Source organism: Streptomyces sp. NPDC059582 (assembly GCF_042735715.1).
GTDB lineage: Bacteria > Actinomycetota > Actinomycetes > Streptomycetales > Streptomycetaceae > Streptomyces.
This window is the reverse complement of record NZ_JBHWCC010000004.1, coordinates 14,137-29,836: the sequence shown is the minus strand read 5'-3', so window position 1 is coordinate 29,836 and position 15,700 is coordinate 14,137. Positions and strand designations below refer to the sequence as shown.

Annotated in this window: 11 protein-coding genes and 1 pseudogene; 7 read left to right on the top strand and 5 right to left on the bottom strand. The window is 71.9% G+C overall.

Features of this window, described 5'->3' with window-relative positions; all coding sequences use genetic code 11:
• Positions 1–50: 50 nt before the first annotated feature.
• Entirely contained in the window at positions 51–320 is a 270-nt protein-coding gene (locus ACFV0T_RS05165; protein WP_385774603.1) for a hypothetical protein, read from the top strand.
• 319 nt (positions 321–639) lie between these two features.
• Here ACFV0T_RS05165 and ACFV0T_RS05160 read toward each other — a convergent pair whose 3' ends face one another.
• The gene (locus ACFV0T_RS05160) at positions 640–1,224 is read right to left on the bottom strand and encodes a TetR family transcriptional regulator (protein ID WP_385774601.1); all 585 of its coding nucleotides are present in this window, start codon (positions 1,222–1,224) and stop codon (positions 640–642) included.
• Positions 1,225–1,448: 224 nt separating this feature from the next.
• Between ACFV0T_RS05160 and ACFV0T_RS05155 the strand changes: the two genes are divergently transcribed.
• A complete protein-coding gene (locus tag ACFV0T_RS05155) occupies positions 1,449–2,939 on the top strand; it encodes an FAD-dependent monooxygenase (RefSeq protein ID WP_385774600.1) in 1,491 nt (496 codons plus the stop codon).
• Here ACFV0T_RS05155 and ACFV0T_RS05150 read toward each other — a convergent pair.
• A complete protein-coding gene (locus ACFV0T_RS05150) occupies positions 2,936–3,454 on the bottom strand; it encodes a MarR family winged helix-turn-helix transcriptional regulator (RefSeq protein ID WP_385774597.1) in 519 nt (172 codons plus the stop codon). The genes ACFV0T_RS05155 and ACFV0T_RS05150 overlap by 4 nt on opposite strands.
• Positions 3,455–3,576: 122 nt before the next feature.
• On the opposite strand from ACFV0T_RS05150, the pseudogene ACFV0T_RS05145 reads away from it, so the two are divergent.
• Positions 3,577–4,479: pseudogene (locus ACFV0T_RS05145) on the top strand (EamA family transporter); the annotation flags it as partial.
• A gap of 260 nt (positions 4,480–4,739) precedes the next feature.
• Positions 4,740–5,942: a M14 family zinc carboxypeptidase gene (locus ACFV0T_RS05140; protein ID WP_385774595.1), complete on the top strand. Its 1,203-nt coding sequence runs from the start codon at positions 4,740–4,742 to the stop codon at positions 5,940–5,942.
• 93 nt (positions 5,943–6,035) lie between these two features.
• Here the strand turns inward: ACFV0T_RS05140 and pepN are convergent, their stop codons facing one another.
• The gene (gene pepN / locus ACFV0T_RS05135) at positions 6,036–8,609 is read right to left on the bottom strand and encodes an aminopeptidase N (protein ID WP_385774593.1); all 2,574 of its coding nucleotides are present in this window, start codon (positions 8,607–8,609) and stop codon (positions 6,036–6,038) included.
• Positions 8,610–8,722: 113 nt separating this feature from the next.
• On the opposite strand from pepN, the gene ACFV0T_RS05130 reads away from it, so the two are divergent.
• Entirely contained in the window at positions 8,723–9,238 is a 516-nt protein-coding gene (locus ACFV0T_RS05130; protein WP_385774591.1) for a DUF1203 domain-containing protein, read from the top strand.
• Positions 9,239–9,342: 104 nt separating this feature from the next.
• Here the strand turns inward: ACFV0T_RS05130 and ACFV0T_RS05125 are convergent, their stop codons facing one another.
• The gene (locus tag ACFV0T_RS05125) at positions 9,343–10,365 is read right to left on the bottom strand and encodes an aspartate-semialdehyde dehydrogenase (RefSeq protein ID WP_385774589.1); all 1,023 of its coding nucleotides are present in this window, start codon (positions 10,363–10,365) and stop codon (positions 9,343–9,345) included.
• A 342-nt stretch (positions 10,366–10,707) separates the two neighbouring features.
• Between ACFV0T_RS05125 and ACFV0T_RS05120 the strand changes: the two genes are divergently transcribed.
• Both ACFV0T_RS05120 and ACFV0T_RS05115 read left to right on the top strand, forming a co-directional pair.
• On the top strand, positions 10,708–11,244 hold the full coding sequence (locus ACFV0T_RS05120; protein ID WP_385774587.1) for a sigma-70 family RNA polymerase sigma factor: 537 nt from the start codon (positions 10,708–10,710) through the stop codon (positions 11,242–11,244).
• A 1-nt stretch (position 11,245) separates the two neighbouring features.
• Positions 11,246–12,055: a hypothetical protein gene (locus tag ACFV0T_RS05115; RefSeq protein ID WP_385774584.1), complete on the top strand. Its 810-nt coding sequence runs from the start codon at positions 11,246–11,248 to the stop codon at positions 12,053–12,055.
• A gap of 247 nt (positions 12,056–12,302) precedes the next feature.
• Here the strand turns inward: ACFV0T_RS05115 and ACFV0T_RS05110 are convergent, their stop codons facing one another.
• Complete coding sequence (locus tag ACFV0T_RS05110) at positions 12,303–15,611, bottom strand: S8 family serine peptidase (RefSeq protein WP_385774582.1); 3,309 nt, start codon at positions 15,609–15,611, stop codon at positions 12,303–12,305.
• Between the last annotated feature and the right edge of the window lie 89 nt (positions 15,612–15,700).

Below are 15,700 nucleotides of genomic sequence, written 5' to 3'. Positions count from 1 at the left end.
TACGGCACCCCGGGCGCGCGGTCACGTCGGGCGTTCGCTACTTTTGCACCGTGGACAAGAAGAACGCCCTGCGCGCCGGCGCCCTGGCTGCCGGTACGACGCTGATGATGCTGCTCATGTCGTCCCCCGCGCTCGCGCTCGCCCGCGACGACGGCGACGACCCCGGTCCGGGCCTGAGCGTCATCGAGACGCTGGGCCTCTACGTCCTGGCCCCGCTGGTGGTGTTCGGGGTGATCACGGGTCTGGTGATGGTTCTCGACAGGTCGACGGACCGTCGGCCGAAGGCCGGCACGAAGGCCAAGCTGGCCGCGAAGGCCTGACCAGGCGCGACGCGTGATCCCGCACGGAGTCTGACGCGGGATCCTGAACAGAGTTCTTCGAGGGCGCCGTCCTCGCCGCACGTACCGGCCGCTGCCGTACGTGGGTGAGGACGGCGCCCTCGGCGTGTTTCCGGGGCCGGTTTCCGGGATCGGGATCGAGGCCGGGGACCAGATATCGGGGTCGGGGGACCAGACATCGGGGTCGGGGACCAGGGATCGGGGACCAGCGGGGTCGCGGTCCAGGGATCGGGGACCAGCGGGGTCGGGGACCAGGGATCGGCGTCGAGGGCGGGCCGGGGTGGGGCCGGGGTGACAGGGCCTAGGCCGACGGGTGCGGCGCGGTCAGATACCGCTGCACGGTGGGGGCCAGCCAGGCCAGGATCTCCTCGCGGGTGAGCTCGACGGCCGGCGGGAAGCGCAGCACGTAACGGGCGAGCGCGAGCCCGAGGAGCTGGGCCGAGGCCAGTGCGGCCCGGGAGGGAACCTGCTCGGGGTCCGGGCAGACCATACGGGCGACCGGCAGGAGCTGCTCCCGGAAGATGCCCTGCATACGTTCCGCGCCGGACCCGTTGGTGACGCCGACCCGCAGCAGAGCCGTGAGCACCTCGTTCTCCTCCCACATGTCCAGGAAGTGGGTCACGAGCACCCGCCCGGCCTCGTCGCGGGGGAGGGCGTCCAGGTCGGGCAGCTTGAGGTCGACGGAGACGGCCGCCGCGAAAAGGCCCTCCTTGTTGCCGAAGTAGCGCATCACCATCGAGGGGTCGATGTCGGCGTCCTTGGCGATGGCGCGGATGGTGGCTCGCTCGTAGCCGTCCGCGGCGAAGCGCTCGCGTGCGGCGTCGAGGATGGCGGTACGCGTGGCGTCGGAGCGGCGGGGAGCGGCTGCGGGCTTGCTGTCGGGCATGTCAACGAGCGTAGGCCAACATCTGTTTGCCAACAAGGGTTGGCCGATCGGAGTCGTTGAAGGTTCATAGGTCGCGACGGGTCAACGACGGTTGGCCAACAATTGTTTGCCAACGCGTGTTGACTGCCTCGTGACGGCCATTCTATCGTTGCCAACAAGCGTTGACCAACAGCTGTTGGCCAACGGCTGTCGACCAGAGCTCGTATGTACCCCAGGAGGCCAAGATGAACGGCACCGCCGACACCACCTCCCGCCCCGTGATCGTCGTCGGCTCCGGCCCTACCGGCCTTCTCCTCGCCGGAGACCTCGCCGCCGCCGGGGTGCAGGTCACGCTCATCGAGAAGCGCCCGCACAAGATCAGCAACCTTTCCCGCGCCTTCGTCCTGCACGCCCGCACCCTGGAGCAGCTCGACGCCCGCGGCCTGGCCGACGAGATCGAGGCCGTCGGCCGCCCCCTCGACCGCCTGCGTCTCTTCGGCCGCCTCACCATCGCCCTCGACGCCCTCCCCTCCCGCTTCAACCACCTCCTGGTGATCCCGCAGTACGAGGTGGAGAAGGTCCTGGAGCGCCGCGCGGTCGCCGCCGGGGTGGACTTCCGGTACGAGACCGAGGTCACCGGGCTGGCCCAGGACGCGGCCGGAGTGACGGTCCAGGTGCGTGGTCCCGGCGACGAGGTCGCGGAGCTGCGGGCGGCGTACGTCGTCGGCAGCGACGGGATGCGCAGCGCCGTGCGGGACGCGATCGGGCTGCCCTTCCCCGGTCGGTCGGTCATCCGTTCCGTCGTCCTCGCGGACGTGCGGCTGGCCGAGGAGCCCGAGGACCTGCTCACGGTGAACACCGCGGGCGACGCCTTCGCCTTCATCGCGCCCTTCGGTGATGGCTATCACCGCGTGATCGGCTGGAACCGTGCCCGCGACGTGCCCGACCACGAGCCCCTCGACCTGGACGAGGTCAAGGAGATCGCCCGGCTCGCCCTCGGACGCGACTACGGCATGCACGACGCCCGCTGGATGTCCCGCTTCCACAGCGACGAGCGCCAGGCGCCCGCCTACCGGGTCGGCCGGGTCTTCCTCGCCGGTGACGCCGCCCATGTGCACACCCCGGCCGGCGGCCAGGGCATGAACACCGGCCTCCAGGACGCGGCCAACCTGAGCTGGAAGCTCGCCCAGGTGGTCAACGGCCACGCGGGTCCGGAGCTGCTCGACACCTACCAGGCGGAACGGCACCCGGTCGGCAAGTCGGTTTTGCGCAGCAGCGGCGGTATCGTCCGCCTCGCCATGGCCAAGCGGCCCTGGACGCTGGCGCTGCGCGCGGCGCTCACCACCTTCCTCGACGTCGTCGGCCCGGCCCGCCGCAAGGCGCTCGGTCAGGTCACCGGCATCGGCTACCGGTACGCGACGCCCAAGGGCGCCCACCGCCTCACCGGCACGCGCGTCCCCGATGTCGCCCTCGCCGACGGCACCCGCCTCTACGAGGTTCTGCGCGGCGGCCGGTTCGTGCTGATCACGCCGGAGGTGTGCGAGGAGCGGAACGCCCGCAAGGACCGGCTGGCCCTGGCTCGTTGGGCGAGTGACCGCCGTACGGCACTGCTGGTGCGGCCCGACGGATACGTCGCCTGGGCGGCCGACTCCGCCGACCCGGCGGCGATCGAGAGTGCGCTCGCGGCGCACGTCGGCGAGTGCGGCGAGCGCGGTCAGGGAGCCGCGTGGAGTTAGGCCTCCGGTCCCTGTGTCCCGGCGAGCAGTTCCCGCAGTAGGTCGGCCAGTCGGCCGGCCTGCTCGGCGTCGAGGGCCGACAGGGCCTCCGTCTGGACCGCGAGGCCCGCGCCGACCGCCTCGTCGATCAGCTCCAGTCCTTTCCCGGTCAGCGTCACCTGAAGGCCCCGGCGGTCGTGCGGGTCGGGGGAGCGGCGCAGCAGTCCGGCCCGTTCCAGTTTGTCGAGGCGGCCGGTCATGCCGCCGGTGGTGAGCATGAGCGTGGACGAGAGCTGCCGTGGGGAGAGGGTGTAGGGCTCGTCGGCGCGACGCAGGGTCGCCAGGACGTCGAACTCGCCGCGGGAGATCCCGAACCGCGTGTACGCCTTCTCCATCCGGTCGCCCATCGTGCGCGAGAGCCGGAAGACGCGTCCGAACACCTCCATCGCGGCGGTGTCGAGGTCGGGCCGTACGGCGGCCCACTGGCCGACGATCGCGTCGACGGCGTCCTTGCGCTGCTCCGGGCGTGCACTCATGCGCCGAGTATCCGGCCCGGGCCGGTCACCCGCAAGAAAGTAGCTTGGCTGAAAGTAGATTGAATGAAAGTAGCTTAGGGCTAAGCTACTTTCCATCGACCTACTTGAAGGGTGTGCGTCCCATGGCCGTCGAGCGCCCCGCCCCCGCCCCCGCCGTGTCCCACGCGGCACAGACAGCTCTCACCGCCCTCACCGCCCTCGCCCCGGTCTCCTGGGGCACCACCTACGCCGTCACCACCGAGTTCCTCCCGCCCGACCGGCCCCTGTTCACCGGCCTGATGCGCGCGCTGCCGGCCGGGCTGCTCCTGCTCGCCCTCGCTCGGGTGCTGCCGCGCGGCACCTGGTGGTGGAAGGCGGCGGTGCTCGGCGCGCTGAACATAGGCGCCTTCTTCCCGCTGCTGTTCCTGTCCGCCTACCGGCTGCCGGGCGGCATGGCCGCGGTCGTCGGCTCGGTCGGCCCGCTGTTCGTCGCCGGGCTCGGGACGGTGTTGCTGGGGCAGCGGCCGACGGTACGGACGCTGCTCACCGGGTTCGTGGCCGCACTCGGGGTCAGCCTGGTCGTGCTGCGGGCGGCGGGGGCGCTGGACACGCTCGGTGTGCTGGCGGCGCTCGCCTCCACCGCGTCCATGTCCACCGGCACGGTGCTCACCAAGAGGTGGGGCCGCCCCGACGGCGTGGGCCCGCTCGCGCTCACCGGCTGGCAGCTGACCGCGGGCGGCCTGCTCATCGCCCCGGCGGCCCTGCTCGTCGAGGGGGCGCCACCGGCGCTGGACGGCCGTGCCGTCGGCGGCTACCTCTACCTCGCTCTGGCCAACACGGCGCTCGCGTACTGGCTGTGGTTCCGCGGCATCGGCCGTCTCACCGCCACCCAGGTGACCTTTCTCGGACCGCTGTCCCCGCTGACCGCCGCGGTCGTCGGCTGGGCGGCGCTCGGCCAGACGCTCACGCCGGTGCAGCTCGCGGGCATGGTGCTGGCGTTCGGGGCGACGGTGGCCGGGCAGATCGCGCCGAGGGGGGCGAGAGAGGCGAGGGAAGCGAGGAGGGAGAGGAGGGAGACGAGGGAGACGAGGGGGAGGAGGGGGAGGAGGCCACCCCGTGCCGGTCGGCTCCGCCGGGGCAGGTCGGCGACGACGCGGTGGCGAAGCCGCGCCCTTGACACTCCTGTTCGCCGGCGCGACTCTTGCCTGCTGTGTCAAGTGCCTTGCGTGACAAGCGAGTTGGGTCGAAAGGATGTCTGTTGTATCCGTCCGTCGGGGAACTGGAGCGGCAGGCCCGTACCTTGGCGGTGGCGGCGCCCGGGGTACTGCGACTGCGCGCCGTCGGTGAGAGCCGGGCCGGGCGTCCGCTGTGGCTGCTGTCCGCCGGGCGTGGCGACCGGCAGATCCTGACCGTCGGCGGCGCGCACGCCAACGAACCCGTGGGCGGGGCCTCCGCACTCCGTCTGGCCCGGCTGCTCGCGCGCACACCGCGCGTGCTCGAACGGCTCGGCTGCACCTGGCACTTCCTGTTCTGCCTCGACCCCGACGGCGCCCACCTCGCGCAGGGCTGGACGCCCCGGGAGCCGGAGCCGTCGTTGGAGGAGTGTCACCGCCACTTCTACCGGCCCGCGTTCGCGCGTCAGCCGGAGTCGCTGCCCGCGCCGGGCGAGGAGCGGGAACCACTGCCCGAGTCGGCGGCGCTGGTACGGCTGCTGGACGAGCTCAGGCCCGTCGCGCAGTTCACCCTGCACGGAATCGAGTTCGGCGGCGCCTTCGCGATGCTGACGCGGGAGGTCGCCGGTGCCGCCCGCGCCTTCCGGGAGACGGCGGCACGCCTGCGCGTCCCGCTCGACGACCACCCCTGCGACGGCCCCGACTGGCACCCGGACCCGCCCGGCGTCCTGCTGCTCCCCGGCCACGGCGGGGGGAGCGAACGCGATCCCAGCGGCTTCGTCGCCGGAAGCACCTGGCTGCACCCGCTGCGGCACGGCACCCTGACCGCCCTCGTCGAGGCGCCCGCCTGGGCCGTTCCCGCGGTGAGCGACGCCCGCCCCGCCCCCGACCCGGAACGGGAGGTCGCCCGGGTCGGCGAACTGCTGCTGGCCCGCACCCGGGAACTCGAGGCCGTACTGTCCGACGGCCGGGCCGCGGCCGTCCCCGTCGCGGAGGACCTGACGCCCCTGCACGACGCAGCCCGGGAGCTCCTCGACGTGGCGCCGTCGATCGTCGACACCTGGACGACGGAGGAACGCGGCGGTTCCCGGGGCCACTTCGCGACCCTCGGCACGGCCGCCCGCCGCATCCCGCTGCGGATCGCCGCCATGACCCGCCGCACCCTCGCCCGCACCGACCCCCGTACGGCCGAGGCGCTCGGCGACCTGGTGCGGGAGTGGTGCCAGGAGCTCGCCAAGACGTACGAACTGCGCTGGGTGCCCGTCTCCGCGCAGACCGGCCTGCACGTACGGACGATGATCGACATCGCCCGCCGGGTATGCCCGGAGGGCGGGTGACCGACCCGGTCACCCGCCCTCCGTCCCTGCCTGCCAGAACCGGTCATGGCCAGTCAGGACCGGTCATGACCAGCCGCTATGGGCCACTACCCCCTAGGACGCGGCCGCGTCCGCCGCCTGCGCCCGCAGCGCGCGCTCGACGCCCGAGCGGGACTCCGAGATCAGCCGGCGCAGGGCCGCGCCGGGCTCGGCGGCGGCCAGCCACTCGTCCGTCCTGCTCAGGGTCTCCTCGGAGACCTGGATCGACGGATACAGGCCGACCGCGATCTGCTGGGCCATCTCGTGCGAACGGGAGTCCCAGACACCCCTGACCGCCTCGAAGAACTTCTCGGTGTACGGGGCGAGCAGCTCGCGCTGGTCCGTCTGGACGAAGCCGCCGATGACGGCCTCCTGGAGGGAGTTCGGCAGCTTGTCGGACTCGACGACCGACGCCCAGGCCTCCGCCTTGGCCTCCTCGGTCGGGCGGGCGGCGCGGGCGGTCGCCGCGTGGCGCTCACCCGCGGCCGTCCTGTCCCGCTCGTACTCGGTCGCGATCTCCGACTCGTCGAACCGGCCGACCGAGGCGAGACGCTCTACGAACGCCCAGCGCAGCTCCGTGTCGACGGCCAGGCCCTCGACCGCCTTCGAACCGTCCAGCAGCGATTCCAGCAGGTCCAGCTGCTCCGGCGTACGGGCCGTCGCCGCGAACGCCCGGGTCCAGGCCAGCTGGTGGTCCCCGCCCGGCGTGGCCGACTGGAGGTGCGCAAGCGTCGCCTCCGTCCAGCGGGTCAGCAGCGCCTCGCGGGCCGTCGGGTCGGCGTACAGGTCGATCGCCAGCTTCACCTGGCGGTGCAGTGACTGCACGACACCGATGTCGGACTCCTTGCCGATGCCGGACAGCACCAGGGACAGGTAGTCGCGGGTGGCGAGTTCGCCGTCACGGGTCATGTCCCAGGCCGACGCCCAGCACAGGGCGCGAGGCAGTGACGCCTCGAAGTCGCCCAGGTGCTCCGTCACGAAGGCCAGGGACTCCTCGTCCAGGCGGACCTTCGCGTACGACAGGTCGTCGTCGTTGAGCAGGATCACGGCCGGGCGACGCCTGCCGGCCAGCTGCGGTACGGCCGTCAGCTCGCCGTCGACGTCCAGCTCGACGCGCTCGGAGCGCACCAGCTTGCCGGTGTCGCCGTCGAGGTCGTACAGGCCGATCGCGATCCGGTGCGGGCGCAGGATCGGCTCGCCCTTGGCGCCGGCGGGGAGCGCCGGGGCCTCCTGCCGGACGGCGAAGGAGGTGATCACCCCGCTCGCGTCCGTCTCGACCTCGGGACGCAGGATGTTGATGCCCGCCGTCTCCAGCCACTTCTTCGACCAGGTCTTCAGATCGCGGCCGGAGGTCTCCTCCAGGGCGCCGAGCAGGTCGGACAGGCGCGTGTTGCCGTACGCGTGGCGCTTGAAGTACGCCTGCACGCCCGCGAAGAACTCGTCCATGCCGACGTACGCGACGAGCTGCTTCAGGACGCTCGCGCCCTTGGCGTACGTGATGCCGTCGAAGTTGACGAGGACGTCGTCGAGGTCGTTGATCTCGGCCATGATCGGGTGGGTGGACGGCAGCTGGTCCTGCCGGTACGCCCACGTCTTCATGGAGTTGGCGAACGTGGTCCAGGAGTGCGGCCACCGGGAGCCCGGCGCGTACGCCTGGCAGGCGATGGACGTGTAGGTGGCGAACGACTCGTTCAGCCACAGGTCGTTCCACCACTCCATGGTGACCAGGTCGCCGAACCACATGTGGGCCAGCTCGTGCAGGATCGTCTCCGCACGCACCTCGTACGCCGCGTCGGTCACCTTCGAGCGGAAGACGTACTGGTCGCGGATGGTCACCGCGCCCGCGTTCTCCATCGCGCCCGCGTTGAACTCCGGCACGAACAGCTGGTCGTACTTCTTGAAGGGGTACGCGTAGTCGAACTTCTCCTGGAACCAGTCGAAGCCCTGCCGGGTCACCTCGAAGATCGCGTCCGAGTCGAGGAACTCGGCGAGCGAGGGACGGCAGTAGATGCCGAGCGGCACCGTCTGCCCGTCCTTCTCGTACACGCTGTGCACCGAGTGGTACGGGCCGACGATCAGCGCCGTGATGTACGTCGAGATGCGCGGTGTCGGCTCGAAGGCCCAGACGTCGTCCTTCGGCTCGGGCGTCGGCGAGTTGGAGATGACGGTCCAGCCACCCGGCGCCTTCACGGTGAACCGGAAGGTGGCCTTCAGGTCCGGCTGCTCGAACGAGGCGAAGACGCGGCGGGCGTCCGGCACCTCGAACTGGGTGTACAGGTAGGCCTGCTGGTCGACCGGGTCGACGAACCGGTGCAGACCCTCGCCGGTGTTGGTGTACGCGCAGTCGGCGACGACCCGCAGCACGTTGCGGCCGGCGAGCAGGCCGGGCAGCGTGATCCGGGAGTCGGCGAAGACCTCGGCCGGGTCGAGCTCGTCACCGTTGAGCGTGACCTCGTGGACGGCCGGGGCCACCAGGTCGATGAAGGACTCCGTGTCTCCTTCGGCGACGTCGAAGCGCACCGTGGTCACGGACCGGTAGGTACCGCCCTCCTGAGCGCCGGAGAGGTCGAGATCGATCTCGTACGAGTCAACGGTCAGCAGCTTCGCCCGCTGCTGCGCCTCTTCGCGAGTCAGGTTTGTGCCAGGCACGCGGTCATCTCCTCGTTATGTGTGGGTTGCGTCATCCTTCCACGGGACCCGCACGGAACGCGATGTCCAAAACCCGCCGGTGAGCGGCGCGGACTCGCGCGAGCCTGGAGGACATGACGACGGACACGACCGCGGAAGCGGTGCACCTGAGGAAAACGGCCTACCCGGTACGGCCCATCGACCCGCGGGCCCTGCGGGAACTGCGCGCCGTCGACGACGCGGGACGGCCGACGGTCGCCGTGACGGACGAGGAGGGCGGTGCCCCGCTGCGCTGCTGTCTGCGCCGCAGCGCGCCCGGCGAGCGGATCGCTCTCGTCTCGTACGCCCCGCTGCGCCGCTGGGCCGCCGAAACGGGCGTCGATCCGGGGGCCTACGACGAACAGGGCCCCGTCTTCGTCCACGCGCGGGAGTGCGAGGGGCCGGCGGGGGACGGGTATCCGTTCGCGAACGCCCGTCGTACGGTCCGCCGGTACTCCGCCGCCGGACACATCCTGGGCGGAGGCCTGGTGACGGAACCGGACGGGTTCGACACGGCCTTCGACGAGGCGTTCGCGGACCCGGCCGTGGCCCTGGTCCACGTGCGGGCCGTCGAGTACGGCTGCTTCCTCTACGAGGTGCGGCGGCCCTGAACCGTGCCGGCGGCCGACGGCGGGCGGCCCACGGCCGCGGACACGCGCCAGGGGCGGTCCCTCCCCGACGAAGTCGAGGGTGACCGCCCCTGGCGCGGAGCGTCCTACCGGCCGGCCGTCAGTTCGGCCGCCACCAGCTCCGCGATCTGCACGGCGTTCAGCGCCGCGCCCTTGCGGAGGTTGTCGTTGGAGACGAACAGGGCCAGGCCGTTGTCGACCGTCTCGTCGGTGCGGATCCGGCCGACGTACGAGGCGTCCTGGCCGGCCGCCTGGAGCGGGGTCGGGATCTCGGAGAGGGCCACGCCCGGGGCGCCGGCCAGCAGCTCCGTCGCGCGCTCCACGCCGATCGGGCGGGCGAAGCGGGCGTGGACCTGGAGGGAGTGCCCGGAGAAGACCGGGACGCGCACGCACGTGCCGGAGACCTTCAGCTCCGGGATCTCCAGGATCTTGCGGGACTCGTGACGGAGCTTCTGCTCCTCGTCCGTCTCGTTCAGACCGTCGTCGACGACGGACCCGGCGAGCGGGATCACGTTGAAGGCGATGGGGCGCTTGTAGACCTGCGGCTCGGGGAAGTCCACCGCCGCGCCGTCATGGGTGAGCCTGTCGGCGTCGGCGACCACCTTCTGCGCCTGCCCGTGCAGCTCCGCCACGCCCGCGACGCCCGAGCCGGACACCGCCTGGTAGGTGGCGACGACCAGCGCCTCCAGACCGGCCTCCTCGTGCAGCGGCCTGAGGACCGGCATCGCGGCCATCGTCGTGCAGTTCGGGTTGGCGATGATGCCCTTGGGGCGGTCGGCGATCGCGTGCGGGTTCACCTCGGACACCACCAGCGGTACGTCCGGGTCCCGGCGCCAGGCGGAGGAGTTGTCGATCACCACGGCGCCCTGCGAGGCGACCTTCTCGGCCAGCGCCTTCGAGGTCGCGCCGCCCGCGGAGAAGAGCACGATGTCCAGGCCGGAGTAGTCGGCGACCGCCGCGTCCTCCACCGTCACGCCGTCCAGGACCGTCCCCGCCGAACGGGCCGACGCGAACAGACGCAGCTCGCTGACCGGGAAGTCCCGCTCCTTGAGGATCCTGCGCATGACCGTGCCGACCTGACCGGTGGCTCCGACGATTCCGACCCTCACGGCGACTCCCTCTGCGTGCGTTTGCTCGTGTGTGACTGACCGGGGCATTTCCATCATGGGGCCGCCCCCGGCCCGTGTGTCCAGTTCTTTCCCCGGCGCGCCCGCCGAAGTGGACGCGACGGCCCCGCGGCCGATGGCGATCCTGCCTACCGAACCTCCGCTGAGCTGGAGAAATTCCCCCGGCGAGGGCCCCGCGCCGCAAGCTGTGCTGCTCCGGCCCCTGCCCCCGGCCGCCACACCCACACGATGATGTGACGTACGCCTCTGCCCGCCCGCGGACACCGGGCCGAACGTTTCGGCCCCCGCCGGCGTCCTAGGGGAAACGTGCTGAGGGGGTGGCTTGTGCTGCGCAGAAAGGCCCGGCGCGTCCGGGGGGCGGACGCCGCGACCGGCGACGACCCGCTGGACGCGGCCCAGGAACGCCGGGTGCGGGCGGTGCTCGCGCTGGGCGGGGTACCGCAGGCGGACCTGCCGGACGGCGTGCAGCAGGTCCGCCTGCGACTGCTGGAGCGGGCCGCGAGCGGGCGGGAGGCGCCGCGCGACGTGTCGGCGTGGGCGGCGGTCGTCGCCTCCAACCTCGCCATGGACTGGCACCGCGCCAAACGCCGCCAGGAACGCATCGGAGAGCGCCTGGCCTCCCTGCGGCAGCCCGAACCCCATTCCGGCGAGGACACCAGCCTGCTCTCCCTCGCCGTCGCCCGGGGCCTGGACGAGCTGCCCGACGCGCAGCGGCAGGTCCTGGTCCTGCGTTTCTACGCCGATCTGCCGGTCCGTTCGATCGCCGACGAACTCGGCATACCCGAGGGCACGGTCAAGAGCAGGCTGCACACGGCGGTACGGGCCCTGCGCGCCCGCCTGCACGAGGACGAGGTGGTGTGACATGACCGCCGAACACGACGGCCACGACGCCCGTGAAGCGGGCCGGGAAGCCCTGCTGGCCGCGATCACCGGCGACCCGCTCTCCGAGCGCGCCCGCACGGACCCCGCCTTCCTGGCGGCTCACCGCGCCGCGACGGCCGACGTGGCGCTGCTGCGGGAACAGCTGAGCCTCATCGCGGACGCCTTGACCGCGCCCGACTCCGATCCCGCGCCCGACTCCGATCCCGCGCCCGCGCTCGACCCCGCCCCGGTGTCCGCACCCGCGTCGCCCCGGCCGTCCGGGACCCGGCCCAGGCACAGGCCCCGGCCCCGCAGGCTCACCGTCGCCTTCCGTGCCGTCGCCGTCGCGGCCGCCGGGGTGATGGTGGTCGGCCTGGGCTGGCTGGTCGTGCGGGTCGGGAGCACTGCGGGCGAGGGCTCCGCCGCCTCGGACAGCGCCGCAGGGTCGGACGACAAGGCGGCCGAGGCGAGCGCCGGAGCGCGTCTGGAGAACCCGGACTACCTCGCGTGCGCCCGGCTCGTCGTCGAGGGTGACGTCGAGGACGTGGAGCCGGTCCCGGGCACCACTCAGCGGCGCGTCACGCTGCGGGTGACCCGTTCCTACAAACCGGACAAGGCCCAGGCCGAGATCAGGTTCCTGCTTCAGCCGGAGGTCGGCCAGGATCTCCGCGCGGGTGAACACGCCCTCGTCGTCGTGCCGCAGCACTCCGCCTACGCCGACGCCTGGATCACCGGAGACGACGCCGTGGCCCGGGAACGGGACGGCGTCGTCCGCGCCCTGCCCGGCTCACGCACCCTCGGCTGCGAGTGACCACGAGCGCCGCACCCGGCGTATGCGCCGCACCCGGCGTACGCGCCGCACCCGGCGTACGTGCCGCACCCGGCGTACGTGCCGCACCCGGCGTACGTGCCGCACCCGGCGTACGTGCCGCACCCGGCGTACGTGCCGCACCCGGCACATGCGCCGCACCCGGCACATGCGCCGCCCGCGGCGTGTGAGCGCATGAGAAAGGGGCGGGCGCCCGTACGGACGCCCGCCCCCGCTGTCGTGCCGGAGGTTACGGCGTGACCTTCTCGATCTTCACGCTCGCGACGCCCGCGACGGTGCCGCGCGCGTTCACCAGCTGGGCCTGGCCGAAGAACTCGCGTCCTTCGGGGGCCGGGGCCAGCGCGGTGACCGAACCGGAGAGCGTCGCCGACGCACCCGTGCCGAGCTTCACCGGCGCGGACGCGTCGACGCTGACGGAGCCCAGGGCGGCGGAGAAGAAGATGTCCTGGTAGTCGTAGTCGGTCGAGCCGGCCGGGACGGAGTAGCCCACGACCTCGATGGTGTACGTGCCGGCGGCCGGCGAGGCGAGGGAGACCGCCTCCTCCGAGTCGCCGTCGGCGGACTGGCCGACCTGGGTGCCGGCCGCGTCGTAGACCGTCAGGTCGAGGTCGGCGGACGTGTCGGAGACCTTGCCGATGGCGACGTCCAGCGACTTGGCGCCCGCGGGCACCTCCACCGTGGTGATCTGCTTCTCACCCTCCTTGATGGCGGGGCGGGCCGACTTGGACGAGCCGAGGGGCCCGCCCACCAGCGTGCCGTCGAGGGCCGCGAAGTTGTTCGTGACCTTCCAGGAGGCGGCGGACGGGACGCCCACCTTGGCCTCGGGCACGGTCACGGTCGCCGGGTCGAAGGCCGCGCCGAGCACGGCGACGTCGAGCTTGTAGGGGTTGTCGAGCAGCGGCGACGTACGGCGCGACTCGACGTCGATCTCCCACACACCCGGCTGCGGGTCGGCGTACGCGCGCACGTCGGGCTTGCAGCCGTTGCCGTCGAGGTAGTTGTTGTAGCAGTACGGGGTACCGGTGTTGTCGACCGGCGTGCCGTACGGGTGGATGGCCAGGAACCGGGTCTGGCTCTTGTCCTTCAGCCCGCCGATCGCGACCTCCAGCGACTTGGCGCCCGCGGGCACGGTCACGAAGTACGACTGCGAGCTGTTGCGCTGGACGGTGTTCGACGCGGAGTAGGTGTACTTCACCGGCGCCGAGACCACGACCGTGGTGAGGATCTGCTTGTCGAGGCCCTCGGTCTTCGGGTCGTCGAGCTCCAGGACGGCGCTCTTGATGCCCGCGGACTTCGGCGCGGCCTGGACCTTGACGGTCACCGGCTGGTTCAGCGGCAGCTTCACCTCGTCGGAGCCGACGATCCGGAAGGTGCCACCGGCGTTGTTCTCGAAGTGCAGCTCGTGCCGGATCGCCTTGTCCGCACCGGACGTACGGGTGAGGGTGATGTCGTACGTCTTCTTCTCGCCCGCCTTGAGGCCGCCCTCGCGGTCGTAGAGGCCGGTGCCGAAGCCCGGCGTCTTCAGCGCGAAGTCGATCGCCGTGTCGACCGGGGCCTTCACGGTGTAGTCGTGGGCGGTGGCGCCGTCCTTGATGGCGTCCCAGGCGTCCACGATGTTGATGCTGCCCGCGCCCTCCTCGTACGCCTGCACATTCTTGATGTGGTCGGCGGTCGAGGTCAGGGCCGTGCGCAGGGTGGCCGGGGTGAGGGCGATGCCCTTCTGCTTCGCGGCGGACAGCAGCAGCGCGGAGGCGCCGGCGGCCTGCGGGGACGCCATCGACGTGCCCTGGAGCATGGAGTAGCCGGCCGGCAGCGAGTAGCCCGCCTCGGCGACCGGGGAGCCCGGCAGCCAGGTCTGGGTGGTGTTGATCGCGGCGCCGGGGGCGACGAGGGTCGGCGTGAAGCCGCCGTCCTCACGCGGACCGCGCGAGGAGAAGGGCAGCAGCGCGTACTTCGTCGTCACGGCCGAGCCGTAGTTGGCGGCCCAGGTCTCCTTGGAGATGCCCGCGCCGACCGAGATGACCTTGTCGGCCAGGCCGGGGTCGCCGATGGTGTTCGCGCCGGGGCCGGAGTTGCCCGCGGAGATCACCAGCTGGACGCCGTAGGTGTCGATGAGGCGCGTGTAGAGCGCGGCGCGCGCGTTGTTGCCGTCGTTCAGCGCCGGGAGGCCGCCGATCGACATGTTGACGATGTCGACACCGCGGTTGACGACCAGGTCGATCATGCCCTCGGTGAGCGCCACGTTGGTGCAGCCGCCGGTCCAGGTGCAGGCACGGGACGAGACGATCTTCGCGCCCGGGGCCGCGCCGTTCATCCGGCCGCCGAACAGACCGTTGGCGGCGGTGATGCCGGCGACGTGCGTGCCGTGCTCGGACTCGATGACGCCGATGTTGACGAAGTCGACCTTCTTGCCGACCCAGTCGCCGCCGTAGGGGTCCATCGGCACGTCCTTGCGGATCTGCACGACGAACGGCTGGCGCTCGACGACGTCGGTCGCCGGGTTGTCGGTACCGAAGTAGCCGACCTGGTAACCGTCCTTGTACGGCTTCAGCGGCGTGTCGTCGGTGAAGTCGAAGTTGTTGTTCAGGTCGACGCGGACCGTACCGGCCGTCGCGTCGTACAGGATGCCCCAGGAGTCGGTGGTGTCACCGTCGCGGTTGGCGTCACCGGCCGCGTCGCCGCCGGTGGTGTACGACTCCTTGAACGAGCTGACCTGGAAGGAGCCCGCGGGCGCCGTCCAGGTGCGGCCACCGTAGGTGAAGGAGGTCCCGGAGACCGGGGTGACCATCGGGCGCCAGGTGTTGTCGCTGTCGACGATCGGGTCGGTCGACGTCACCCAGTCGACGATCTTGCGCTCGCCGGTGGTGGTCTTCTGGAGCGCCGGGTGACCCAGGTCCACGCCCGAGTCGAGGATGCCGATGGTGACCCCGCGGCCGTCCGCCTTCGGGTGGTCCTGCACGAAGTCGACGGCGCCCGTCTCGAAGGACGGGTTGTAAGGGTTCTCTGCGGGGGTGTTCTTGCCCGGAGCCGGGTAAGTGGCCTTGCCCGCGGCGGACTTCGCACCCTGGGCGGTGTCCGCGCTCGGCGTCGGGTCGTCGAGCTGGATCTCCTGCCGCAGGTCGATGGCCTGCACGGAGGACAGCTTCGCGGCGGCGGCGATGGCCGAGTCCGCCGCGCCCGTCGGGACGGTGGCCCGGACGTAGCCGAGCTTGTCGTAGGTGCGGCCCACGGAGCCGCCCTTGACCGCGTCCAGCTTGTCGGCGACCTGCTCGGTCTGGCCGGGCGCGGTCGCGACCATCAGCGTGACGGTCTTGTCGCCGTCCGCCTTGGCCGCGGCGAGGGCGTCGGCGTCGTCGGAGCCGAGCTTCTTGTCGGCGGACTTGACGCCCGGGTCGGCCGTGGCCGGTGCCTGGCCGGCGGAGAAGGCCATGGGGATCGGTCCGGCCGCGGAGAGCGCGGCCACCAGACCGGCGGCCACGGCTATGCGGACCACGCGTCTCGCGCCGGGTATCGGTTCACGCTGGGGGGTGAGGGTCATCGGCATCCCTTGTAGGTAAAGGAACGAGCGTGGAGCGACCGGACCCGTTCGGCCCTGGTCGCGATCGTCCGGATTGCGGCCCCGGACGA

What these genes read in the sequence shown, in the direction of transcription:
- ACFV0T_RS05115 (WP_385774584.1), top strand. Translation starts at nt 11,246, where the DNA reads ATGACCGCCGAACACGACGGCCACGACGCCCGTGAAGCGGGCCGGGAA.
- ACFV0T_RS05110 (WP_385774582.1), bottom strand. Translation starts at nt 15,611, where the DNA reads ATGACCCTCACCCCCCAGCGTGAACCGATACCCGGCGCGAGACGCGTG.
- ACFV0T_RS05155 (WP_385774600.1), top strand. Translation starts at nt 1,449, where the DNA reads ATGAACGGCACCGCCGACACCACCTCCCGCCCCGTGATCGTCGTCGGC.
- ACFV0T_RS05160 (WP_385774601.1), bottom strand. Translation starts at nt 1,224, where the DNA reads ATGCCCGACAGCAAGCCCGCAGCCGCTCCCCGCCGCTCCGACGCCACG.
- ACFV0T_RS05150 (WP_385774597.1), bottom strand. Translation starts at nt 3,454, where the DNA reads ATGAGTGCACGCCCGGAGCAGCGCAAGGACGCCGTCGACGCGATCGTC.
- ACFV0T_RS05130 (WP_385774591.1), top strand. Translation starts at nt 8,723, where the DNA reads ATGACGACGGACACGACCGCGGAAGCGGTGCACCTGAGGAAAACGGCC.